19 protein-coding genes and 1 tRNA gene are annotated in these 21,914 nt (G+C 71.6%); 6 read left to right on the plus strand and 14 right to left on the minus strand.

Annotation, left to right across the window (positions count from 1 at the left end):
- Positions 1 to 15: 15 nt before the first annotated feature.
- The 3 genes from rdgB to murI are packed head-to-tail and all read right to left on the minus strand — an operon-like array spanning position 16 to position 2,389.
- Positions 16 to 789 carry an RdgB/HAM1 family non-canonical purine NTP pyrophosphatase gene (rdgB, locus tag DEI86_RS10800; protein WP_111049528.1) on the minus strand — a complete coding sequence of 258 codons (774 nt, stop codon included), beginning with the start codon at positions 787 to 789 and terminating at the stop codon, positions 16 to 18.
- Positions 786 to 1,535 carry a ribonuclease PH gene (rph, locus tag DEI86_RS10805; protein WP_111010820.1) on the minus strand — a complete coding sequence of 250 codons (750 nt, stop codon included), beginning with the start codon at positions 1,533 to 1,535 and terminating at the stop codon, positions 786 to 788. Before rph ends, rdgB begins: the two co-directional genes overlap by 4 nt.
- Complete coding sequence (murI, locus tag DEI86_RS10810) at positions 1,532 to 2,389, minus strand: glutamate racemase (RefSeq protein WP_111010821.1); 858 nt, start codon at positions 2,387 to 2,389, stop codon at positions 1,532 to 1,534. The genes rph and murI overlap by 4 nt, the downstream gene beginning before the upstream one ends.
- Before the next feature lie 212 nt (positions 2,390 to 2,601).
- On the opposite strand from murI, the gene DEI86_RS10815 reads away from it, so the two are divergent.
- Entirely contained in the window at positions 2,602 to 3,849 is a 1,248-nt protein-coding gene (locus DEI86_RS10815) for a nicotinate phosphoribosyltransferase (RefSeq protein ID WP_375334618.1), read from the plus strand.
- Positions 3,850 to 3,861: 12 nt separating this feature from the next.
- Here the strand turns inward: DEI86_RS10815 and DEI86_RS10820 are convergent, their stop codons facing one another.
- The 3 genes from DEI86_RS10820 to DEI86_RS10830 are packed head-to-tail and all read right to left on the minus strand — an operon-like array spanning position 3,862 to position 7,084.
- Positions 3,862 to 4,125 carry a DUF3039 domain-containing protein gene (locus DEI86_RS10820; RefSeq protein ID WP_111049529.1) on the minus strand — a complete coding sequence of 88 codons (264 nt, stop codon included), beginning with the start codon at positions 4,123 to 4,125 and terminating at the stop codon, positions 3,862 to 3,864.
- A 50-nt stretch (positions 4,126 to 4,175) separates the two neighbouring features.
- Positions 4,176 to 5,666, minus strand: a complete 1,491-nt coding sequence (locus DEI86_RS10825; RefSeq protein WP_111049530.1) for an ABC transporter permease — start codon at positions 5,664 to 5,666, stop codon at positions 4,176 to 4,178.
- A 56-nt stretch (positions 5,667 to 5,722) separates the two neighbouring features.
- Positions 5,723 to 7,084, minus strand: coding sequence for an ABC transporter ATP-binding protein (locus tag DEI86_RS10830; RefSeq protein WP_258376522.1), 1,362 nt, complete (start codon positions 7,082 to 7,084; stop codon positions 5,723 to 5,725).
- A 265-nt stretch (positions 7,085 to 7,349) separates the two neighbouring features.
- Between DEI86_RS10830 and DEI86_RS10835 the strand changes: the two genes are divergently transcribed.
- The 4 genes from DEI86_RS10835 to DEI86_RS10850 all read left to right on the plus strand — a co-directional run bounded on the left by DEI86_RS10835 (position 7,350) and on the right by DEI86_RS10850 (position 10,073).
- On the plus strand, positions 7,350 to 8,045 hold the full coding sequence (locus DEI86_RS10835) for an NTP transferase domain-containing protein (protein ID WP_111010825.1): 696 nt from the start codon (positions 7,350 to 7,352) through the stop codon (positions 8,043 to 8,045).
- Positions 8,046 to 8,088: 43 nt separating this feature from the next.
- The gene (locus tag DEI86_RS10840) at positions 8,089 to 8,907 is read left to right on the plus strand and encodes an ABC transporter permease (protein WP_111010826.1); all 819 of its coding nucleotides are present in this window, start codon (positions 8,089 to 8,091) and stop codon (positions 8,905 to 8,907) included.
- Complete coding sequence (locus DEI86_RS10845; protein WP_111010827.1) at positions 8,907 to 9,677, plus strand: ABC transporter ATP-binding protein; 771 nt, start codon at positions 8,907 to 8,909, stop codon at positions 9,675 to 9,677. Before DEI86_RS10840 ends, DEI86_RS10845 begins: the two co-directional genes overlap by 1 nt.
- A gap of 114 nt (positions 9,678 to 9,791) precedes the next feature.
- Positions 9,792 to 10,073, plus strand: a complete 282-nt coding sequence (locus DEI86_RS10850) for a hypothetical protein (RefSeq protein WP_111027115.1) — start codon at positions 9,792 to 9,794, stop codon at positions 10,071 to 10,073.
- Positions 10,074 to 10,096: 23 nt separating this feature from the next.
- Here the strand turns inward: DEI86_RS10850 and DEI86_RS10855 are convergent, their stop codons facing one another.
- The 5 genes from DEI86_RS10855 to DEI86_RS10875 all read right to left on the minus strand — a co-directional run bounded on the left by DEI86_RS10855 (position 10,097) and on the right by DEI86_RS10875 (position 16,197).
- The gene (locus DEI86_RS10855; RefSeq protein ID WP_111049531.1) at positions 10,097 to 11,371 is read right to left on the minus strand and encodes a CDP-glycerol glycerophosphotransferase family protein; all 1,275 of its coding nucleotides are present in this window, start codon (positions 11,369 to 11,371) and stop codon (positions 10,097 to 10,099) included.
- A 45-nt stretch (positions 11,372 to 11,416) separates the two neighbouring features.
- Positions 11,417 to 12,262 carry a glycosyltransferase family 2 protein gene (locus DEI86_RS10860; protein WP_258376523.1) on the minus strand — a complete coding sequence of 282 codons (846 nt, stop codon included), beginning with the start codon at positions 12,260 to 12,262 and terminating at the stop codon, positions 11,417 to 11,419.
- Positions 12,263 to 12,324: 62 nt separating this feature from the next.
- Positions 12,325 to 13,218 (minus strand): CDP-alcohol phosphatidyltransferase family protein, encoded by an 894-nt coding sequence (locus DEI86_RS10865; RefSeq protein ID WP_111010830.1) that lies wholly within the window; start codon positions 13,216 to 13,218, stop codon positions 12,325 to 12,327.
- A 1-nt stretch (position 13,219) separates the two neighbouring features.
- Positions 13,220 to 14,263, minus strand: coding sequence for a glycosyltransferase family 2 protein (locus DEI86_RS10870; RefSeq protein ID WP_111027112.1), 1,044 nt, complete (start codon positions 14,261 to 14,263; stop codon positions 13,220 to 13,222).
- A 176-nt stretch (positions 14,264 to 14,439) separates the two neighbouring features.
- Entirely contained in the window at positions 14,440 to 16,197 is a 1,758-nt protein-coding gene (locus DEI86_RS10875) for a S1C family serine protease (protein ID WP_258372010.1), read from the minus strand.
- A gap of 290 nt (positions 16,198 to 16,487) precedes the next feature.
- Between DEI86_RS10875 and DEI86_RS10880 the strand changes: the two genes are divergently transcribed.
- Positions 16,488 to 17,693, plus strand: coding sequence for an aminotransferase class I/II-fold pyridoxal phosphate-dependent enzyme (locus DEI86_RS10880; RefSeq protein WP_111049532.1), 1,206 nt, complete (start codon positions 16,488 to 16,490; stop codon positions 17,691 to 17,693).
- On the opposite strand, the gene DEI86_RS10885 is transcribed toward DEI86_RS10880, so the two are convergent.
- The 3 genes from DEI86_RS10885 to DEI86_RS10895 form a co-directional block, all read right to left on the minus strand.
- On the minus strand, positions 17,680 to 18,486 hold the full coding sequence (locus tag DEI86_RS10885; protein WP_111049590.1) for a carbon-nitrogen hydrolase family protein: 807 nt from the start codon (positions 18,484 to 18,486) through the stop codon (positions 17,680 to 17,682). The two genes, DEI86_RS10880 and DEI86_RS10885, sit on opposite strands and share 14 nt — an antisense overlap.
- A 146-nt stretch (positions 18,487 to 18,632) precedes the next feature.
- A tRNA-Met gene (locus tag DEI86_RS10890) sits at positions 18,633 to 18,706 on the minus strand.
- Positions 18,707 to 18,786: 80 nt separating this feature from the next.
- A complete protein-coding gene (locus DEI86_RS10895; protein ID WP_181439760.1) occupies positions 18,787 to 21,837 on the minus strand; it encodes a UPF0182 family protein in 3,051 nt (1,016 codons plus the stop codon).
- Positions 21,838 to 21,914 lie beyond the last annotated feature (77 nt).

The raw sequence follows: 21,914 nt of genomic DNA on the forward strand, positions 1-21,914 counted from the left end.
CATCCGGCGCCGGTGTCAGACGCCGAAGTACTCGCGGACGATCGGCGCGATCGCACGGAACGCCTTCGACCGGTGGCTGAGGGCGTCCTTCTCCGCCGCGGACAGCTCGGCGGCCGAGACCCCGGCGTCGTCCGGTCGGAACACCGGGTCGTACCCGAAGCCGCCGGACCCCGCGGGGGCCTCGAGCACCTCGCCGTTCCACACGGCCTCCTCGACGTGCTCCCACTCCGCCGACGTCGCTGGGTCGGACGACGGCACGACGAACGCGGCGGCGCACACGAACGCCGCGGTGCGCTGCACCACGCCGGCCATGTTCGCGAGCAGCAGTCGCAGGTTGTCCCCGTCGTCGCGGGTCCCGGCGTAGCGCGCCGAGTGGATGCCGGGCGCCCCGCCGAGGGCGTCGACCGCGATGCCCGAGTCGTCGGCCAGGGCCGGCAGTCCGGTGTGCGCCGCGCAGGCCCGCGCCTTGATCAGCGCGTTCGCACCGAAGGTGTCGCCGTCCTCGACCGGCTCGGGACCGTCGTAGGCGACGAGGCGGATGCCCGCGAGTGCGTCGCCGAGGATCCGCTGCAGCTCCTGGACCTTGTGCGCGTTGTGCGTCGCGAGGACGACGACGCGGTCGCGCGCCGCCCCGGCGTCGGCGTGGACCCCGGCGGCGTCGACGTCGGCGTGGACCCCGGCGGCGTCGACGTCGGCGTCGGCGTGGACCCCGGCGGCGGCGTCGGCGTGGACCCCGGCGGCGGCGTCGGCCCCCGCCCCGGCCCCGGCCCCGGCCCCGGCCCCGGTCATGCCGTCGCCGTCTCGGCGAGGACCGCACGCTGGATCGCCGCGAGCGAGGCCGTTCCGGCGAGCCCGAGGTCGAGCAGCGTGTCGAGCTCGGCCCGGTCGAAGGGAGCGTGCTCGGCGGTGCCCTGCACCTCGACGAAGGTCCCGGCACCCGTCGTGACGATGTTCATGTCGGTGTCCGCGCGCGAGTCCTCCTCGTACGCCAGGTCGAGCATCGGCACGCCGCCGACGATCCCGACGGAGATCGCGGCGACGCTGTCCGTGAGCGGCGTCGCCTTCTTGCCGACGAACCCGCGCTCGCGGCCCCAGGCGATCGCGTCGGCGAGGGCGACGTACGCGCCCGTGATGGACGCCGTCCTGGTCCCGCCGTCGGCCTGCAGGACGTCGCAGTCGAGCACGATGGTGTTCTCGCCGAGTCCCTTCATGTCGACGACGGCACGGAGCGACCGGCCGATCAGCCGCGAGATCTCGTGCGTCCGCCCGCCGACCTTGCCCTTGATCGACTCGCGCTGCATGCGCTCGTTCGTGGAGCGCGGGAGCATCGAGTACTCGGCGGTCACCCACCCGGTGCCCTTGCCCGCCATCCAGCGCGGGACACCGTTCGTGAAGGACGCCGTGCAGAGCACCTTGGTGCCGCCGAAGGCGATGAGCGCGCTGCCCTCCGCCTGGGCGCTCCAGCCGCGCTCGATGGTCACGGGACGGTGGTCGGTGGCGGTGCGTCCGTCGATGCGGGTGCCGTCGTCGGTCATGGTGTCCTTCCGGTGGTGGCTGGGATACGTGGCAGGTCGATCGCGCCGGTCTCGAGATGACCCACGCGGGAGACCTCCGGTCCGAGGAACCGGCGGGCGAGCCGGATGAAGCCGGCGCGGTCGGTCCCGGTGGTGTCGAACGCGTACGTCGGCGGCGTCGTCGCCGTCCGCTCGATGCCGTGCTCGACGAGCCGACGGTAGACGTCGTTCGCGGTCTCCTCGGCGCTCGAGACGAGGGTGACGTCCGGACCCATGACGTACTGGATCGCGGCGGACATGAGCGGGTAGTGGGTGCAGCCGAGCACGAGCGTGTCGACGTCGGCGGCGCGGATCGGCGCGAGGTACTGCTCGGCCACGGCGCGGAGCGCGGGCGAGGCGGTGTCCCCGGCCTCCACGAACTCGACGAACCGGGGACAGGCGGCGAGGGTCAGCGTGACGTCCGAGGCCGCCGCGAAGGCGTCCTCGTAGGATCGCGAACCGATGGTGCCGATCGTGCCGATGACGCCGATCCGGCGCGTCCTGCTCTGCTTGACCGCGGCGCGCACGGCGGGCTGGATCACCTCGACGACCGGGATCCCGTAGGCCTGCTCGTAGCGCTCCCGGGCGTCCCGGAGCACGGCGGAGCTCGCCGTGTTGCACGCGATGACGAGCGCCTTGACCCCTTGGTCCACCAGGTCGTCCATGACCTCGAGCGCGTACCGGCGGACGTCGGCGATCCGCTTCGGGCCGTACGGCGAGTGTGCGGTGTCCCCGACGTAGCGCATCGACTCGCGCGGCAGCTGGTCGATGATCGCGCGGGCGACGGTGAGGCCGCCGACACCGCTGTCGAAGACTCCGATGGGCGCGTCCGTCACGGCCCCCAGCGTACCCGCGCGGCTCGGCCGGGAGGCCCGACACCCGTCCGGCGGTCACGCCCGCCCATCCCGCGGCCGCTCCGACGCGCGGCCGCTCCGACGGCCCGCCGGTCCGGCGCGCGGCAGGTCGGCAGCACGACGGCAGCACGACGGCCCGGACTACGCTCGGGCGGGTGACCACGGCCCTCCTCACCGACCAGTACGAGCTCACGATGGTGGACGCCGCCCTCAAGGACGGCACCGCGGACCGCCGCTGCGTGTTCGAGGTGTTCGCACGGCGCCTGCCCGACGGCCGCCGGTACGGGGTGTCCGCGGGACTGGGACGGTTCCTCGCCCTGCTCGACGAGTTCCGCTTCGACGACGACGACATCGCGTTCCTCCGCGACCGACGCATCGTCGCCCCCGGCACCGCGGACTGGCTCGCGGGCTACCGGTTCCGTGGCGACGTCCGGGCGTACCGGGAAGGCGAGGTGTACTTCCCGAACTCGCCGATCCTCCAGATCGAGGGCACGTTCGCCGAGGCGGTCGTGCTCGAGACACTCGCGCTCAGCGTGCTCAACGCCGACTCGGCGGTCGCGTCCGCCGCGGCGCGCATGGTGTCGGCGGCCGACCGCCGCCCCCTCGCCGAGATGGGGTCGCGCCGGACCGGGGAACGCAGCGCGGTCGCCGCCGCCCGGGCGGCCTACGTGGCGGGGTTCGGGGCGACGAGCAACCTCGAGGCCGGCCGCGTCTTCGGCATCCCGACGATGGGCACGGCCGCACACGCCTTCACGCTCCTCCACGACTCCGAGGAGGCCGCGTTCCGCTCACAGCTCGCGGCACTCGGTGACGGCACGACCCTGCTCGTGGACACCTTCGACATCGAGCGCGCGGTCGAGACGGCGGTCCGACTGACCGACGGACACCTCGGTGCGGTCCGCATCGACAGCGGCGACCTGCCGAGCGTCGTCGCGACCGTGCGCGCGCAGCTCGACCGCCTGGGAGCGACGTCGACGAAGATCACGGTGACGAACGACCTCGACGAGTACACGATCGCGGCGCTCCGGGCAGCCCCCGTCGACTCGTACGGCGTCGGCACGAGCGTCGTGTCCGGCAGCGGTCACCCGGCGGCGGGCATGGTGTTCAAGCTCGTTGCACACGAGGACGCCTCGGGAGCGTGGGTGCCGGTCGCCAAGAAATCCGCCGACAAGGCGACGGTCGGTGGTGCGAAGACCGCGGGGCGCCGGCTGCAGGACGGTGTCGCGGTCGCCGAGGTCCTGCACGTGGGCGGTGCTCCCGCGGACGACGAACGGCCCCTGCTCGTCCCGGTCGTGACGCACGGCGAGGTCGACGACGCGTTCCTCGGCGTGCACGGGGTCGATGCTGCGCGCCGGCATCACCGCCGGGCGAAGGCCGAGCTCCCGGCGGACGCCGAACGGATCGGTCGCGGCGAACCGGCCGTCCCCACGCTGTACGCGTGAGGACGGGACGGACTACTCGTCGCGCATGCGCTCGTAGATCTCCTTGCAGGTGGGGCAGACCGGGAACTTCTCCGGGTCACGTCCCGGCGTCCACTTCTTGCCGCACAGCGCCTTGACGGGCTTGCCCGTCATCGCGGACTCGAGGATCTTCTCCTTCTTCACGTAGTGCGAGAAGCGCTCGTGGTCCCCGGGCTCGACGCCCTCGTCCTCGAGGAGCTTCTCGAGCTCGCGGTCCATCACGTCGAGGCCGCCACCACCCGGTTCCATCGTGCTCATGGACCCAGGGTACGTCGCCGTCCGGTGGACCGGATGTGCGCTCCGCCCGATCAGTTCCGCTGCGCCGCAGCGAGGATGTCCGGCCCGGAGCGGTCGAAGAGCCGGCCGCCGACGAACACGCCGATCACGAGCACCACGACCCCGATGGCGATGCCCGAGCCGAGCGTGGCGAGCCCCCAGGGGTGCAGACCGTCACGGAACGCGCGCACGGCGAACCACCCGGCGGGCAGGGTCAGCAGCACGGTCACGACGATCGTCGCGGACTGCGCGGTGACGGCGAGCGCGCCCGTGGCCTGCGGCTGCCGGAACGGGTGGTCGCCCGGTCGGACCGCCGGGTACGGCAGGAGCGCGGACGCGATGCTCGACAGCCCGAGGCCCGTGAGCAGTGCGCACCCGGCCACGCCGAGCACCACCGGCAGCAGCGACGGGTCGCCGTAGAGCCAGACGGACACCACCGCGCCGATCACCAGGGCGGGTACGCCGACGACGAGCACGGGCACGAGCCGACCGAGCCGGTCGCTCCACCCCGGTGCCCCCGACGCGACGTGGAGCCACACCGCGGTGTTGTCGTACGAGGCGTCGTTGTGGGGCAGGAACCCGGCGATGAGCGCCATGATCGGCAGCGGCACGAGCGCCGTCCAGTGCCACGACATGCCCGCGACGCCGAGCGGCAGCACCACGATGGGCACGAACAGGAGCACGAGGTACGACGACCGGTAGCGCGGGTCGCGGCTCCAGTAGGTCAAGCTCCGCGCGGCCACGGCGCCGACCGGGTGCGCCGGGAGCTGGTCGAACCAGCCGAGCGTGCGGTAGCGCCGGGTGCGACGACCCGCGTCGACGTGTTCCAGCAGCGTGCCGACGAGTGCCCACCACGCCCACACGAGCACGCCGACGACGGCGAGGGCGACGACGAGCTGCCCCACGGCGGCCCCCACGTGCCCGGCCGCGGCAGCCGCGGGGAACGACCACGCCGCACCCCACGGGGTCCAACCGGCGGCCCGTGCCGCGTGCCGGACGCTCGCCGACACGGGGTCGTGTCGGGCCGCCATGACCACGAGCGAGAGCGCCGGCAGGCCGAGGACCACCACCACGAGTGCGACGAGCCAGCCGGCGTCGCGGGTGCGGTGCGCGGCGAACAACCAGGCGCCGAGCGTCGCCGTCACCCGTGCGAGGAGCGCGCAGGTGACCACGACGAGGACCGCGGACAGCAGCGCGAGCAGTGTCGTGCCGACGCCCCGGCTCCAGGCGACCACCTGCGCCACGGCGACGACGGCCACGGCCACGGTCGGCACCCCGACGAGTCCGGCGACGCCGAGCCCGAGGGTGAGGTCGCGACGGCCGATGCCGAACGTGGCGAAGCGCCGTGGGTCGAGCTGGTCCCCCTCACCGAGCGCGAACGGGACGAGCGTGAAGCCGAGCGCCACGAGTGCGCCGACCGGCACGACGAGGGCCGCGGCCGTGGACGCCGTGTCATCGCGGAGCCCGGCCACGGCGGCGGCGGCGCATGCGGCTGCGACGAACGCGGCCAGCGCGGCGACCACCACGAGAACGGAGCGGGACGCGGACCGGCGGAGCGCGCCGCCCAGCGAGTCGAGTCTCAGTCGGAGGAGTTGTGCAACCATTCCATGCTCTCTCCGACGACCCGGCCACCGGCGAGTTCGACGAACTTGTCCTCGAGGCTCTTGCGCCCGCGGACCTGGGCCATCGTGCCCGACGCGAGCACCTGCCCACCGACGATGATCGCGACCGAGTCGCAGGTGCGCTGCACCAGTTCCATGGAGTGGCTCGACAGCACCACGGTGCCACCGCCCGCGGCGTACCGGCGCAGGATGTCGGTGATCGTGACGGCACTGACCGGGTCGACCGACTCGAACGGCTCGTCGAGCACGAGGAGCCGCGGCGAGTGGATCAGTGTCGCGGCGAGGGCGATCTTCTTCGCCATGCCGACGGAGTAGTCCGCGACCTGCCGACCGAGGGCCTCGCCGAGGTCGAACGCCTGCGCGAGGTCCGCGCTCCGCGAGCGTGCCGTGGCCCGGTCGAGGCCGTGCAGCGTCGCCGAGTAGAAGAGCAGCTGTGCGCCCGTCAGGCGGTCGAACAGGCGGAGTCGGTCCGGGAGCACCCCCATCGCACGCTTCGCCGCGGTCGGGTCGGACCAGACGTCGTGGTCGAGGACGGTCACGCTGCCCGCGTCGGGGCGGAGGAGCCCGGTCAGCATCGAGAGCGTGGTCGTCTTGCCGGCACCGTTCGGACCGACGACGCCGAACACCGAGCCCTTGCGGATCTCCAGGTCGATGTGGTCGGCGGCGACCGTCTGGCCGTACCGCTTGACGAGTCCGGAGGCCGCCAGGACGACCGGTTGCTGCGGCCGGGGCGAGGTGCGCTTCGTCACGGGTCGGGCGGCCCGCTTCTTGCCGGTCCGGGCGGTGGCGGGCGCGGCGGCCGTGGTGCGTTGTCCCCGGGCGTCCCGGGTGGCGTCGTCCTGCTCGGCCGGAACCGCGGGCGCCGTGGCCCCGACGGGCGGAGCGTCCGTGGACGTCACGACCGCATCGTCGTCACCGACAGCGGGAGGCAGGTCACCGACGTCCTCGAGCGGGAACTCCGACAGGTCCGCCGTCGCGTCCATGGTCGCGTAGGGCGAGGACTCGTCCGCAGCGGGGCCGGCGGCCGCGGTCGCCTCCTCGGCGCCACGCGCACCGCGGGCAGCGCCGGCGCGACCGCGCGGTGCACCCGGACGTGCAGCGCCGGAACGACCGGCACCCGTCCGCGGTGCCGCCGGTCGCTTGACCCGGGGCTTCGGCGTCGTGCTCTTCGGGACGGCGGCGGGCAGCGCGCCGCCCTCGCCGTCGGTCCGCTCGCCGTCGGTCACGTCGTCCCCCGTACCGCGCCGTTCGTCGACGCCATCCATGTTCCGGGTGGCAGCACCGACGGCGTCGTCCGCATCGTCGGTCACAGCTCCCACCGCCCCACCGTACCAACGCCAGGGATGACGCGAGCCCGGCTCCGCACGATCACGAATCGGACACGAAATGCGCGGTGCCCGGCCGCTCCGCGCACGAGGGCGCCTAGGATTCACCGAGACACAACGGTGTGTTCACGAATCAGCAACCTGCCGCGCTCGTCCGTCCCCGGGGTACCGATGTTCTCGGGCATCTCAGAGACGTCTCGGGCAGGATCGATCAGCCCGACCGCGCAACGGCGCCCGGGCGGACCCCGAGGAGACCAGCATGACCACGCAGATCGTGATCCTCGCCGCGGGCATGGGCAGCCGGCTCGGTCGCTCGCTCCCGAAGCCCCTCACCGAGCTGGCGGACGGCCGGACCATCATGCAGCAGCAGTTCGACAACATCCGCGCCGCGTTCGGGTCCTCCGCACGCGTCACGATCGTCGTCGGCTACAAGTCGGAGTACATCGTCGAGGCCTTCCCCGAGGCCTCCTTCGTCTACAACGAGTCCTACGACTCCACGAACACCTCGAAGAGCCTCCTCCGTGCGCTCGGCGCGTCCGGCAAGGGCGGAGTCCTCTGGATGAACGGCGACGTCGTGTTCGACCCTCGTGCGCTCGTGCGCGCTGCGGACATGATGGACCAGGACCGCTCGTTCGTCAGCGTCAACACCGAGAAGGTCTCGGACGAAGAGGTCAAGTACACCGTCGACGCCGAGGGCTTCATCGACAAGCTCTCGAAGCGGGTCGTCGGTGGGCTCGGTGAGGCCGTCGGCATCAACTACGTCTCCTCGTCCGACAAGCAGGCGCTCATCCGTCAGCTCGGTCGCGTCGACGACCAGGAGTACTTCGAGGGCGGCATCGAGGCAGCCATCGCCGAGGACGGGCTACGCTGGTCGCCCGTAGACATCTCCGACCTCTACGCGGTCGAGATCGACTTCGCCGAGGACCTCGAGCGCGCGAACGACCTGTTCGTCTGATCCGTTCCGTCCGGGTCGCCTCGGCTCGATGCCGAGGGAACGCATGACCACGACGAGTGCGCCGGTGACCACACCGACCGCCCCGGCGGCCTCACGGACCGCGAGCACCCGGTACCGTCACGCACTCTGGCTCCTGACGATGCGGGACCTCCGGGTCCGGTACTCGACCTCCGCGCTCGGGTACCTGTGGTCGATCCTCGATCCGCTCGTCATGTCGGGCATCTACTGGTTCGTCTTCACGCAGGTGTTCCACCGCGACGTCGGCGAGGAACCGTACATCGTGTTCCTGCTCACGGCCCTGCTGCCGTGGATGTGGTTCACCGGCGCCGTCTCCGACTCGACGCGGGCGTTCATCAAGGAGACCAAGCTCATCCGCTCGACGACGATCCCGCGGAGCATCTGGGTGGCGCGCGTCGATCTGTCGAAGGGCATCGAGTTCCTCTTCAGCATCCCGGTCCTCGCGCTGTTCGCCGTGGTCTCCGGAGCGCCCGTGCACTGGCAGATCGTCTGGTTCCCCGTCGCGATCGTCGAGCAGCTCGTGCTCGTCTACGGCATCGGCATGATCGTCGCCCCCCTCGTCGTGTTCTTCCGCGACCTCGAGCGCGCGACGAAGCTCGTCCTCCGCTTCGCCTTCTACGCGTCGCCGATCATCTACTCGCCCCTCAACCTGCCGAAGGCCCTGCACGGCTGGTCGTCGTTCAACCCGCTGACGGGCATCTTCAGCATGTACCGGTCGGGGTTCTTCCCCAACCAGTTCAACGAGCGGGCGATCGTGGTCGGCGCGGTCGTCACCCTCGTCGTGCTCGGCGTCGGCCTGCTCGTCTTCCGCGCGAGTGAGCGCCGCGTCCTGAAGGAGCTCTGATGACCGCACCCGTCGCCACCGTCGACGTCCGCACGACCCCGGTGATCGCGGTCGAGGACGCGGGCATCCGGTTCCGTCGCAACCGCCGCTCGCACCGGAGCTTCAAGGACCTCTTCGCGGGGCGGAGCCGACGACGACGCCCCGACGAGTTCTGGGCCCTCCGACACGTCTCGTTCACGGTGCAGCCGGGCGAGTCGATCGGCGTGGTCGGGCGCAACGGCCAGGGCAAGTCGACGCTGCTCAAGCTCGTGGCGCAGGTGATGCTGCCCGACGAGGGCCGGGTCCACGTCGGCGCCGGGGTCGCGCCGCTCATCGAGATCACCGGTGGCTTCGTCGGCGACCTGACCGTGCGCGACAACGTCTTCCTCACCGCCGGCCTCCACGGCATGTCGAAGGCCGAGATCCAGGCGGCCTTCGACGACATCATCGCCTTCGCCGAGATCGGTGACTTCGTCGACACCCCCTACAAGCACCTGTCGAGCGGCATGAAGGTCCGGATCGCGTTCGCGGTGATCGCACGCCTCGAGGAGCCGATCATCCTGGTCGACGAGGTCCTCGCCGTGGGCGACAGGGCGTTCCGCGAGAAGTGCTACCGCCGCATCGACGAGATGCTCGCCGGTGGTCGCACGCTGTTCTTCGTGTCCCACAACGACAAGGACCTGCGCCGCTTCTGCACGCGCGGCCTCTACCTGGACAAGGGAGCACTCGTGCTCGACGGCACGATCGACGAGGCGCTCGACCGCTACGCGGCGGACAGCGCCGGCGCCTGACCCGCGCTCGCTCCCGCTCCACAACCGGAGCCGCACCGCCCCGCTCCACAGCCCCCGTCGGCCCATGGGTCCGCCCGGCCCCCACCGTCGGCCGCTCCCCCTAGCGTCGGCCCCATGCTCCACACCGAGACCGCGTACCCCGTCCCCTTCCAGCTCGAACGATCCGACAGCCCGCACCGCTACGACCTCCGGAACCGGAGCGACGAACCACTCGACGGCCTCACCCTCACGCATCTCGGCACCGGCTACGCTCCCCCGCTCCGCATCCGCCGGCTCGATCCCGGTCAGGCACTCGGCATCGCCGTGTTCGGTGGGGCGCCGGAGGACGCCGGCGTGGTCGTCGTCCGGTGGCGCCGGCCCGACCGGCAGGAGTACCTCTGGCGGGTCGCCCTGTGAGGGCGCCCGGGCCGGAGCGCAGGTCAGGCGGTGGGCGCAGGCGCGGTGGGCGTGTCACCGCGCGCGTCATCGGCACCGCGTTCGCGCGCGACCTCGTGCCAGCGGGCGAGCAACCGCTCGACCGCGGCGTGGAACCGCGCCGTCGCCGCTCCGGGCGTCGTGTCCCCGAAGTACCGGCCCACCCAGTACTGGAGCCGCTCGGTCTGCGAGGCGTCGTGCAGCGCCGCGTCGACCCGGTCGAGCACGGCGGGGGCGTCCTCGGCGTGGAGCCAGACCGCAGCCGTCAGGTAGCCGCCCTCGTCGACCTCGGCGTCCGGATGGACGGGCCGCGTCACGATCAACGGGCGACCGACGGCGAGCCGGTCGTAGATCATCGCGCTGATGTCCGTGATCGCGACGTCGGCGTCGGCGAGCTGCCACCCGAGCACCGGACCGTCGTCGTACACGTGGTGAGCGGCCGGATCAGCGGCGTTCGCGGCGGTGATGGCGGCGACGATGCGCTGGTGGGCCTCCCGGTAGTCGGCGTCGCGGACGCCGCTGCGGGGGTGTGGCCGGTAGACCAGCCGGTGCTGGGGCGACGCGAGCACGCGCTCGGTGAGCGCGGCGCCGTGCGTGGCGATGGAGCCGTACGCGGCTGCTGGCCGGTCGCCCTCCCAGGTCGGCGCGTAGAGCACCACGGTGCGACCGTCGGACGGATACGGCACCGCGCCGGCGAAGTGATCGGCCTGCGGACGTCCGATGGCGATCGTCCGGCGATCGAGGTCGTAGTCCCACAGCGCCTTCGACAGCCGGTCGCGCGCGGCGTCCCCGGCGATCAGGGCGTAGTCGTACGCCTTGAACTGGTTCGTCGTCATGTACATCTTGTCGCTCTCGCCGTGGTTGACGAAGACGTGCCACATGCGCCCGTACCGCATCATCTGGAAGTTCCGGGCGTTCTGGTTGACGTACAGGACGATGCGCGGGCGCTGTTCGTCCACGAACCGCTCGAGGTCGACCACTTGCCGCGCGTACACGACCGGCACGGGCGCCTCCTCGAGCAGACTCAGCATGGTGCCGGGCGACCGCGCGATGATCGCCACCGGGTGCTCATTGGCGAGCTTGGCCAGCGGCGCGTACCACTGCCGGATCTGGTACATGTTCACGGGTCCGTCGGCGAAGTACACGGCGACCTCGATCGAGCGGGGATCCGGAACGTCGACGGACGGGAGCCGTCGGTCGAGTTCGCGGCGGTTGCGGCGCGAGCGCACGAGGCGGGTGACCAGCCGGCGCGCGGTGCGGACGTCACGGAGGATCGGCAACGGTCCCTCCTTCCGGCCGTCCTGGGACGACCACTTCGATCTGGGCTAGACGACGGGCGGCCGACCGGCGGCGGTCATGCGCGCGATGGTGATGAGGCCGAGCGGTCGGCGGGGGCCGCAGTCGGTGGACCAGCCCTCGCGGAGACCGGCGAACCACACGAGCAGTCGTCGCGGGTGTCGACGCCACCGGATCAGCTGGACGAGGGCCCAGCTCGCCACGTACACCGGCTGCAGCACCGCCGGCAGGTTCCGGCGGGCGAGCCACACCCGGTTCCGGGCGTTGAGCCGGTAGTACTCGCGGTGCCGAGCCGGGTCGATCGCGGGGTGGTGCGCGACGAGGTCCCCCGCGTACCAGGCACGCCGACCAACGCCCCAGACGCGCCAGGCGAGCTCGATGCCCTCGTGCGCGTAGAAGTACACGTCCCCCCAGCCGCCCGTGGCGCGGAACACCTCGAACGGCAACATCGTCGCGCCCTCCCACACGCTGAGCACCGGACCGGACCGCTGCGGGTCGCCCTTGCGGATCCGGGGCACCCAGCGGCGGGGGTTGGACGCCCCGCTCGGGTCGACGACCCGCGGCTGGATGAGTCCGAGCGTCGGATCTCCCTCGAAGGCACGCGCGGCGTCCGCGAGGAACGACGGGGACGGGATCGCGGCGTCGTCGTCGAGGAAGAACACGTAGTCGCCCTCCACGACGGCTGCTCCGGCGTTCCGGCCCGCGGGGATCCCGACGTTCTCGGCGAGCGCGAGCGGTCGGACGCCCTCGGGCAGGCCGGTGGGGGTCCAGCCGTTGCCGACACACACGACGTCGAGCTCGACGCGCTCCTGTGCGAGCACGGACTCGAGCCCGCGCCGGAGGTCGTCCGGACGCGTGCCCTGGGTGAGGCTCACCACCGCGACCCGCGGACGGTCACGATGCGGCACCGCTCGGCGGCGCAGGGTCCCGGGCCCGGTCACGCCCGCACCCGCTTCGAGGCGATGATCGCGAGGAAGTGCCCGGCGAGCGCCAGGACCGACAGCGGCAGGAGCGCCCCGACGAGGATCCGGTCCGCCAGCGGGTGCCCCATGACGAGCCCGAGGAGCGCGAACACGAACGCGAGGATGGTGAGCTCGACGGAGTGGTACAGCCGGTGGAACGGCAGGAACCGCGCGACCTGGCGGAGGGACGCGAGGCGACGGCCGCTCGGCACGGTCGTGTGGTCGCGGCGGTCGACCAGTCGATCCAGCCCCGCGTTCGCCCGCGCCACGTGCACCATGTCGTTGAGCGCCTTGTTGAGCACGATCACGAGCGCCAGTGCGAACCCGATCGTCGTCCACGCGTAGTCGCCGCCGTGCACGGGCCAGGTCGCGGCTCGGACGCCGAGCGCAGCCGGGATCAGGCCCTCAGTCGTGTAGTGGCCGACCTTGTCGAGGAACACCCCCGCGGGCGACCGGGTCCCCCGCCACCGGGCGACCTCACCGTCGGAGCAGTCGACGAGCATCTGGAGCTGTCCGAGCACGAGCGCGAGCGCGGCCCCGAGGAGTCCGGGCACGAGCAACGCGGCCGCCGTGCTCCAGCCGACGAGGATCATGACGCCCGTCACCTGGTTCGCGCTGATCCGGGTGCGCAGCAGGAACCAGGTCAGGTACGGGGAGACGTCGCGCAGGTACAGCGACGCCGTCCAGTGTTCCGCATTCGCACGTGAGCGGACCTCGTCGGGCTGTGTCACCGCGCGGAGCTCGGCGATGGACCGCGGCCGGTCGTACGCGTGCTCGACGTGGTCGCCGAAGGGGCGGTCCTGAGGCAGGGACTCGTCGTCCGCTCCCGACTCGCCCGGGACGTGCTCGGGGATCTGGTCGTCGGTCATGTCACCTCCCGGTGTGGGTCGTGAGTTCGGAGGTGCGGGCGAGGAACCCGAGGACGAACCCGATCCCCCACCCGATGTGGATGCACGGCAGCACGACGACGAGCCACGCCCGCGTCACCGGGTCACTGCGGCGTGCGACGACCGATGCACCGACCACCACGAACGCCAGGTACGCGCCCGGGACGACGAACCCGAGCATCGCCCAGGAGAGGGCCGACTGGAGGATCGCCCCGACGACGCCGACGATGCCGGCGATGACACCGCCGGACACCGCCACGACCATGACCGGGGGGACGAAGTACCGCAGACCGTTGCCCGTCGGGAAGCGCCGTGCGAGCTCGCCGCGCCACAGACCGGTCGCCACGAACTGCCGCACGAGGCGACGCAGGCTCGGCCGGGGCCGGTACGTCACCACGAGTTCGGGGGTGAACCACACCGTCCCGCCCGTCATCCGCAGACGACGGTTCAGCTCCCAGTCCTGGCCGCGCTTGATGCCCTCGTCGAACAGACCGACCTCGACGAGCCGCTCGCGTCGGAACACGCCGAGGTACGCGGTCTCGGCCGGACCGGCCTGACCGCCCACGTGGTGCGGGGTGCCACCGAGCCCGACCCGACTGCCGTACGCGAGCGCGACCGCGCGCTCGAACGGGGTGCGTCCCTCGGCCCGCATGATGCCGCCGACGTTGTCGGCGCCGGACTCGAGCAGCACGCGGACCGCGACCCGCGTGTACTCCGGCGGCAGCACCGAGTGGGCGTCGACGCGGACGACGACCGGGTGCACCGAATGCCGGATGGCGACGTTGAGCCCCGCGGGCGTGGAGCCGACCGGGTTCGGGACGGCGCGGATGCGGGGATCGGCGCGGCTCATCTCCTCGACCAGCTCGTTGGTGCCGTCGATGGAGGGGCCGAGCGCCAGGATGATCTCGATCGGTCCGTCGTAGTCCTGGTCGAGCAGGCTCCCGACCGCCGCACGGACCTCGGTGACCTCGTTGAGGACCGGCATCACGTACGAGACCCCCGGCAGGGGCTGGCCGTCTGGCTGCATTCGATCAGTACCTCGTGGTCCTCGCGGAACGGAGCCGTGGCCCACCGGGGACCGCCCCGTAGAGCGTGCACGAGCCTAGCAGCGCCGTCGACCGCGCCCCTGCGCCCGGCCGGGATGGCGGGAGGCCCGGCCCACCTCGTCGAGGTGGGCCGGGCCTCCCGGTCGGCCGCCCGGCGTCAGCTGGCCTTGTAGGTGCCCAGCGTGACGTCGGCGGTGTGGCTCTGCCCGTTCCGGACGTACGTGACCGTGGTCTTCGCACCGCCCGCGAGGTACCGCACCTGTGCGGTGAGGTCGGTACCGTCGGTGACCTGGACGCCACCGAGCGCCGTCACGACGTCGCCCTTCTGCAGCCCGGCCGACGCCGCGGCGCCACCGCTCGTCACCGACTTGATGACCGCGCCCACCTGCGTGGCGCTCGTGTCGTCGGTCGCGTCGCCGACCGTGGCGCCGAGGAGACCGTGGCTGGCGGAACCGCTGTCGATGATCTCACCCGCCACGCGCTTGGCGAGGTTCGCCGGGATGGCGAAGCCGACGCCGATGCTGCCCGACTGGGAGTCGGACGACGACGAGGAGCTGCCCGCGCTCGCGATCGCGACGTTGATCCCGATGAGACGCCCCTTGGAGTCGAGCAGCGCGCCACCCGAGTTGCCCGGGTTGATCGCCGCGTCGGTCTGGATCACGGGCAGCGACACGACGTCCGACGTGGACGCGCTGCCGTTGTCGCCGTTGCCCCAGAAGTCGTACGGGCCCTGGCCGTTGTTGCCGCCGCCGTCGTTCGAGTCACCGGAACCGCTGCTCGGCGCGCTCGAGGTGACCTGGATGCTGCGGTTCAGGGTCGAGACGATGCCGTCGGTGACGGTGTTCGACAGCCCGAGCGGCGCGCCGATCGCCACGGCGGTGTCGCCGACGTTGAGCTTCTCCGAGTTGGCGAAGTCCATCGGGGTCAGGCCGCTCGCGTCGATCTTGACGACCGCCAGGTCGACCGTGGGGTCGGTGCCGACGAGCGTGCCCTTGTAGATCTTGCCGTCCGAGGTCGTGACCTGGATCGTGCCCTTCGAGCTGTCACCGTCGAGCGTCACCACGTGGGTGTTCGTGACGATGTAGCCGTCCTTGTCGAGCACGACGCCGGATCCGGTGCCGGCCTCACCGCCCGCGGTCACGTTGATGGTGACGACCGAGGGCGTGGCCTTCGCCGCGACCGCGGTGACCACGGTCGCGGAGTTGTAGTCGTTCACCGTGAGGTGCCCGTTCGAGGTGGTGCCCGACGAGGTCGTCGTGGTCGTCCCGCCGTCGTGGTCGGCCGCGGCGTACACGGTCGCCCCGCCCAGCCCGCCGATGACCGCGCCGATGACGAGCATCCCGATGAGCGGCAACGCGCCACGACGTCGGGCGTCGCGCGGCTGACCGCTGTCGCCGCCCTCGAAGTACGTCCCGTTCCGCCGGTCGGCGCCGTCCACATCGCCGAACGCGCTCGTCGGCGCCTGCGAGGAACCCGGAGCGGTGGTCTGGTGCGCACCCGGTCCGTAGCCGATCGGGTGTCCGTACTGGTCGGTCGCTCCCTGGCCGCCGGCGGACGGAGCGCCGTACGCCGAGCCGCCGTGCGACTGCCCGTAGGGCGACTGCTGGCCGTACTGGCCGCCCTCCTGGTGGCCCTGACCGTACTGACCGTACTGACCGTACTGGCCGCTGTCGTGGCCCTGCTGGCCGTACTGCCCCTGCTGGCCGTACTGCCCCTGACCGTACTGCCCCTGCTGGCCGTACTGCCCCTGGCCGCCCGCGTCGCGGGGGTAGGGGGCCGTGAAGCGATCGGTCTGCTGCGCGTCCTGCGCGCGACCGTCGGAGCCGTACCCCGGCAGTCGCTCGCCGTACCGCGGCTGGTCCGCGTCCCCCGTGTCGGCCCCGGTCGTGCGGGCCTCGTCGTCGTCGGCCGTCATCGGCGTGCTCCAGTTCTCATCGCGGTCGGCTCGTCGGCGCCCCGCTCCGTGGCGGCCGCTCGACGGTCGTCGTTCCCGGTCGGGGTGGTGTCGGTCATGCTCGGCGTGCTCCCTTCCAGCGCAGAGCAGTCTCGCCCACCCACCTGAACGGTCGTCCTGCCACCCCTGGCAGGACCCTAGGTCGAGCATAAGCACCACCTGAACGTCGTGGTCGTCACGCCCGGACACATCCGTCGCCGCGTGCGCCGCGGCCGTTAGGTTGGACCGACCAGCCCAGAGACGGGAGCAGCATGCGAACCACCGGACCCTGGCTCCGCGCCGCGGAGGGAGCGATGCTGCTCGCCCCGGACGGACGACCCGCCCCGACCGTGTTCGCCGAGATGAGCGCGCTCGCGGCGGCCACCGGCGCCATCAACCTGGGCCAGGGGTTCCCGGACCAGGACGGGCCTGCCGCGGTGGTCGAGGCCGCGGCCGCCGCCGTGCTCGCCGGGGTGAACCAGTACCCGCCGGGCCGCGGCATCCCGGACCTCCGCGCCGCCATCGCCGAGCACCAGCGGCGGTTCCACGGCATCGACCTCGACCCGGAGCGCGAGGTCCTCGTGACGGCCGGGGCGACCGAGGCGCTCGCGGCCACCCTGCTCGCCCTCGTCGACACCGGGGACGAGGTCGTCACCTTCGAGCCGTTCTACGACGCGTACGGCGCACTCATCCGCCTCGCGGGCGGGACGCACGTCACCGTCCCCCTGGTCGCACCGGACTTCCTGCCCGACGAGGCCGCACTCCGCGCCGCGGTCACCGACCGGACCCGGGTGATCCTCGTCAACACGCCGCACAACCCCACCGGTCGGGTCCTGCCGCGCGAGGTCCTCGCGACCATCGTGGAACTCGCCGAGCAGCACGACGCGGTGATCCTCACCGACGAGGTCTACGAGCACCTCACGTTCGGCGTCCCGCACGTCCCCATCGCGACCCTGCCCGGCGCGTGGGAGCGAACGGTCACCGTCTCGAGCGCGGGCAAGACCTTCAGCACCACCGGGTGGAAGATCGGCTGGTTGAGCGGCCCGGCCGCGCTCGTGGAGGCGGCGCTCGCGGTCAAGCAGTTCCTCACCTTCGTGAACGGCGCGCCGTTCCAACCCGCGGTGGCGGTCGGCCTCCGGTTGCCGGACGCCGTGTTCCAGGGTGTGGCCGACGACCTCCGCGTCAAGCGCGACCTGCTGGCGGCCGGCCTCACCGCCGCCGGCTTCGACGTCATGCTGCCGGACGCCACGTACTTCGTCATCGCGGACGCGGCCCCCCTCGGCGCTCCGGACGCCCGCGCGCTCTGCCTGGACCTCCCGCGCCTCGCCGGGGTCGTCGGAGTTCCCGTGACCGCATTCGTCCGACCCGACCACGCGGCCGGCTACCGCTCCCTCGTCCGCTTCGCCTTCTGCAAGCGCCGCGAGGTGCTCGAGGAGGCCGCCGGCCGGCTCGCGGCACTCCGCGCTACCGCGGTGTGACCGCGTAACGGCGCAACGCCAGCGACGGGTTGACCGCCCGCACGCGTTCGACGGTCGCGGTCTCGATCGTCGCGGCCAGGAGGCCCGGATCCGCTCCGAGCCCGGCGACGACGACGCCCGACGGGTCGAGCACCACCGAGTGGCCGACGCCGACCGGGGGTGTCTGCCCGGCACCGACCACGTACACGGTGTTCTCGATCGCCCGAGCCGTCAGCAGTGTCCGCCAGTGGTGCTCCTTGCCCGGCCCCCGGACCCACTCCGCGGGCACGAGCAGGACGTCCGCGCCAGCGACCGCGAGCCGACGGCTGACCTCGGGGAACCGGAGGTCGTAACACGTCTCGACGCCGATCCGTACGCCGCCGCGCTCGAACACGGGCTCCTGCTCCGGATCCCCCGGCTCGATCCACTCCGACTCCCGAGCGCCGAACGCGTCGTAGAGGTGCACCTTGCGGTAGGCGAGCACGACGTCACCGTCGGGGCCGACCGCCACGACCGTGTTGCGGAACCGGTCGGCGTCCGTACCGCGTTCGCTCATGCCGGCGACGATGGTGAGGCCCGTTCTCCTCGCGTGCCGCGCGAGCCCCGAGACGAACGGGCCGTCCAGCGGCTCTGCGGCATCGACGTACGAACGGCCGAGCTCAGGCTCGAAGAACGAGCTGTACTCCGGTGCGACGAGGACGTCGGCACCACGGGCGGAGGCGCCGTCCGCCGCCGCACCGATGGTCGCCACGTTCGCTGCGACGTCGGCGACCGGCGCGAACTGGGCGACGGCGATGGTCAGGGTGGCGGGCACGGTCACGAGCGTAGACACCGGCCGGGAGGCGCGCGACCCCACCGACGCGCCGCGTCTGCTCCGCCCTCGACCGGGAACGCAGCAACGGGGAACACCGGAGCGGGAACGCAGAAGGCCCGGTCCTGGCGGACCGGGCCTTCATCTTGTTGCGGGGGCAGGATTTGAACCTACGACCTCTGGGTTATGAGCCCAGCGAGCTACCGAACTGCTCCACCCCGCGGCACGGTTCAGAAGCCTAACACGGCCCGGACGAGGACGCGAATCGGGGCCGCTCGCACGAGCGAGCGGCCCCGATCCGGCTCACTTGGAGGAGGAACTCGACGAGCTGCTCGACCCCGTGGTCGCTCCGTTCGACTCGGCCTGGAGCGCGTCCTGCACCGCCTGCTGCAGTCGCTTGTCGGCCTCGGCCGCCGCCACCAGGTCGTTGTCGGCGTAGGCCTGCTGACGGTCCTGGAGCGCCTGGCTCGCGTCCTGGAGCGCCTGCTGGAGGGCAGCGTTCGCGCTGACCGATCCCGCGCCGCTCGATCCACCGGAGCCGCTCGCGCCCGAGTCGGAACCCGTGTCGCTCGAGCCGGATCCGCTGGCTCCGCTGGTACCCGAACCGGTGCCGCTCGAGCCCGTCGACGCGCCCTGGTCGCCCGCCGCGGCACCGGAGTTCCCACCGAACAGCGAGTTGAGCGCGTCGTTGAGGGTGTCCTCGAACGCGATCTTGTCCCCGAAGGCGACGAGGACCTTCTGCAGTAGTGGGTACGACGTGTTCGAGGTGGACTGCACGTACACCGGCTGGACGTACAGGAAGCCGCCGCCGATCGGCAGCGTCAGCAGGTTGCCGCGCTTGATCGTCGTGTCACCCCGCTTCAGGATGTTCAGCTCGGTGGAGACGTCGGTGTCCGCGTTGAACGACGACTGGACCTGACCCGGACCGGGCACGCTGTCGGTCTTCGGGATCGTCAGGAGCGACAGACGCCCGTACGCCTTCGAGCGCTTGCCCTTGCCACGCCCGCCAGCGTCCGAGTCGACCGACAGGTACCCCGTCAGCACGTTCCGCGCGTTCGACCCCGACTGCTGCGGGATGTAGGTCGAGTAGAGCGTGTAGGCCGTCTGCTCCCCCGGGACCTTCATCGTGAGGTAGTACGGGTCCTGCAGGTCGGCGCTCGAGGTCGTCGTGGTGGTGCCGAGTGCGCTGGTGACCCTCGACGTGGACGAACTCGACGAGCTCGACGACGGGTCCTGCGGCGTCACCCAGGCGTCGTCGCCGGAGTAGAACGAGTTCGCGTTCGTGACGTGGTAGGTCCCGAGGATGGTCCGCTGCACCTTGAACAGGTCGGTCGGGTACCGCACGTGGTCGAGCAGCTCGGCACTCATCGACGACATCGGCTGGACGGTCGCGGGGAAGATCTTCTTCCACGTCGTCAGCAGCGGGTCCTTCGCGTCCCAGGAGTACAGGGTGACCTTGCCCGTGTAGGCGTCCACCGTCGCCTTGACCGAGTTCCGGATGTAGTTCACCTGGTCGGTGTTGTACCCGGACGAGGTGGTGCCGTTGATGCTGTCCGACAGGCTCGCGCTCTGGGAGTACGGGTACGCGTCGGTCGTCGTGTAGCCGTCGACGATCCAGACGATCCGGTGGTTGACGATCGCCGGGTAGACGTCCTTGTCGAGCGTCAGGTACGGCGCGACCTTCTGCACCCGCTGGAGCGGATCGCGGTCGTACAGGATCTGCGAATCCGCGTTCACCGCGTTCGACAGCAGGATCTGCTCCGACCCGAACTTGGCCGCGTAGACGAGCCGGTTGAACACGTCGCCGATGCTCGGTCCGCCGTTCGCCTGGTACGTGGTCGTCGCGTTGCTCGCCGCAGCGTCCTCGGCGCCCGAGGGGTAGTCGAGCTCGATCTTCTTCGTCCCCTTGGGCGCCCCGACGATCGAGTACGCGGGCGAGCTCTCGCCGAAGTACACGCGCGGCTGGTAGTCCCCGAGGTCGCCCGTCGAGGGGATGCCGGACTCGAGGAACACGGGCTTGCCGTCGCTCGTGCGCTGGTTGCCGTACGCGGCGACGACCCCGTACCCGTGTGTGTACACGAACGTGCGGTTGTACTGCGTCGCCGAGGAGCCGAGCCCGTCCACATCGATGTCGCGCACGGCGATCACGGTGTCCTCGGAGGTGCCGTCGATGTCGTAGCGGTCGACGTCGAGGGTGGAGGGGAACTTGTAGTACTGGCGGTACTGCTGCAGCTGGCTGAACGACTCCGACACGATCGACGGGTCGATGATGCGGATGTTCGCCGTGGTCTGCGCGTCCGACGCGAGCGCTCCGGTCTGCGTGTCGGTCCTGGCGTCGTACGAACGCTCCTTCACTCCCGCGACGTCGTACGCGGACCGGGTCGCGTCGATGTTGCGCTGGATGAACGCCGACTCGTAGCTGCGCTCGCTCGGTGCCACCTGCAGGCGCTGGACGACCCAGGGGTAGATCCCGCCGACGACGATGGCCGACACGAGCAGCAGCGCGGTGCCCACGACCGAGATCCGCCACCGGCCGATGACCGCTGTCACGACGAACAGGAGCGCGACGACGGCGGCGATGCCCGCGAGGATCTCGCGCCCGGGGATGGTCGCGTTGACCTCGGTGTACTGCGCACCCGTGATGAGCGAGTTGTCCTTCGAGAGGGTCGCGTACTGGTCGAGCCAGAGGCTGACGGCCTGCAGGGCCACGTACAGGGCCGCGGTGACGGCCAACTGGACCCGAGCGGTCCGCGAGATCCGGACCTCCCGGCTGCCGAAGCGGAGCGCGCCGTACAGGTAGCTGGCGGCGACGGCGGCGAGTCCGGCGATGAGCACGACAGCGGAGGCGAAGGCGACGAGCGCACGCCAGAACGGCAGGTCGAACACGTAGAACGCGATGTCGAGGTGGAACTGCGGGTCGACGCGGCCGAACGGCGTGCGGTTGAAGTAGGCGAGCACGAGGCTCCAGCGCGGCGCGGTCGCGAGGCCTGCGAACAGTCCGAGGACCGACGGCACGCCGAACATGACGGCGCGGCGGAGCGGTTCGATGACCTGCTGGTAGCGGTCGAGTTGGGCGTTGAGCTTGGCGTAGACCGGCCGGAACCGGTAGGCGACGGCGATGCTGACGTACACCGGCACCGCCATGCCGAGGAAACCGGCGAAGAACATCGCGGTGCCGGCGAGCCACCGGGTGGTGAGGACGTGTTGGAACCCGAGCTGCGCGAACCAGAGGTAGTCGGTGTACAGGCTCGCGAAGACGAAGAACGCGATCACCAGCGCCGCCAGCACGATGATCGTGACGACGATCGGGATCCGCGGCGAGCGCCGCCGGACAGCGGACGATGTGTTCGTCACCAGGTGAGCTCCAGACGTGTCGACACGACGGCGTCGCAGCCGTCGGGACCCTGATCCTATGGGTTCGGGCTGACGAT

The sequence above is a fragment of the Curtobacterium sp. MCBD17_028 genome, from assembly GCF_003234875.1.
Taxonomy (GTDB): domain Bacteria; phylum Actinomycetota; class Actinomycetes; order Actinomycetales; family Microbacteriaceae; genus Curtobacterium.

Bases quoted from the DNA above. Each gene is read 5' to 3' on its own strand.
- rdgB (WP_111049528.1), bottom strand. From the start codon at position 789: ATGACCGGGGCCGGGGCCGGGGCCGGGGCCGGGGCGGGGGCCGACGCC.
- rph (WP_111010820.1), bottom strand. From the start codon at position 1,535: ATGACCGACGACGGCACCCGCATCGACGGACGCACCGCCACCGACCAC.
- DEI86_RS10815 (WP_375334618.1), top strand. From the start codon at position 2,602: ATGGTGGACGCCGCCCTCAAGGACGGCACCGCGGACCGCCGCTGCGTG.
- DEI86_RS10820 (WP_111049529.1), bottom strand. From the start codon at position 4,125: ATGAGCACGATGGAACCGGGTGGTGGCGGCCTCGACGTGATGGACCGC.
- DEI86_RS10835 (WP_111010825.1), top strand. From the start codon at position 7,350: ATGACCACGCAGATCGTGATCCTCGCCGCGGGCATGGGCAGCCGGCTC.
- DEI86_RS10840 (WP_111010826.1), top strand. From the start codon at position 8,089: ATGACCACGACGAGTGCGCCGGTGACCACACCGACCGCCCCGGCGGCC.
- DEI86_RS10845 (WP_111010827.1), top strand. From the start codon at position 8,907: ATGACCGCACCCGTCGCCACCGTCGACGTCCGCACGACCCCGGTGATC.
- DEI86_RS10850 (WP_111027115.1), top strand. From the start codon at position 9,792: ATGCTCCACACCGAGACCGCGTACCCCGTCCCCTTCCAGCTCGAACGA.
- DEI86_RS10865 (WP_111010830.1), bottom strand. From the start codon at position 13,218: ATGACCGACGACCAGATCCCCGAGCACGTCCCGGGCGAGTCGGGAGCG.
- DEI86_RS10870 (WP_111027112.1), bottom strand. From the start codon at position 14,263: ATGCAGCCAGACGGCCAGCCCCTGCCGGGGGTCTCGTACGTGATGCCG.
- DEI86_RS10875 (WP_258372010.1), bottom strand. From the start codon at position 16,197: ATGACGGCCGACGACGACGAGGCCCGCACGACCGGGGCCGACACGGGG.
- DEI86_RS10880 (WP_111049532.1), top strand. From the start codon at position 16,488: ATGCGAACCACCGGACCCTGGCTCCGCGCCGCGGAGGGAGCGATGCTG.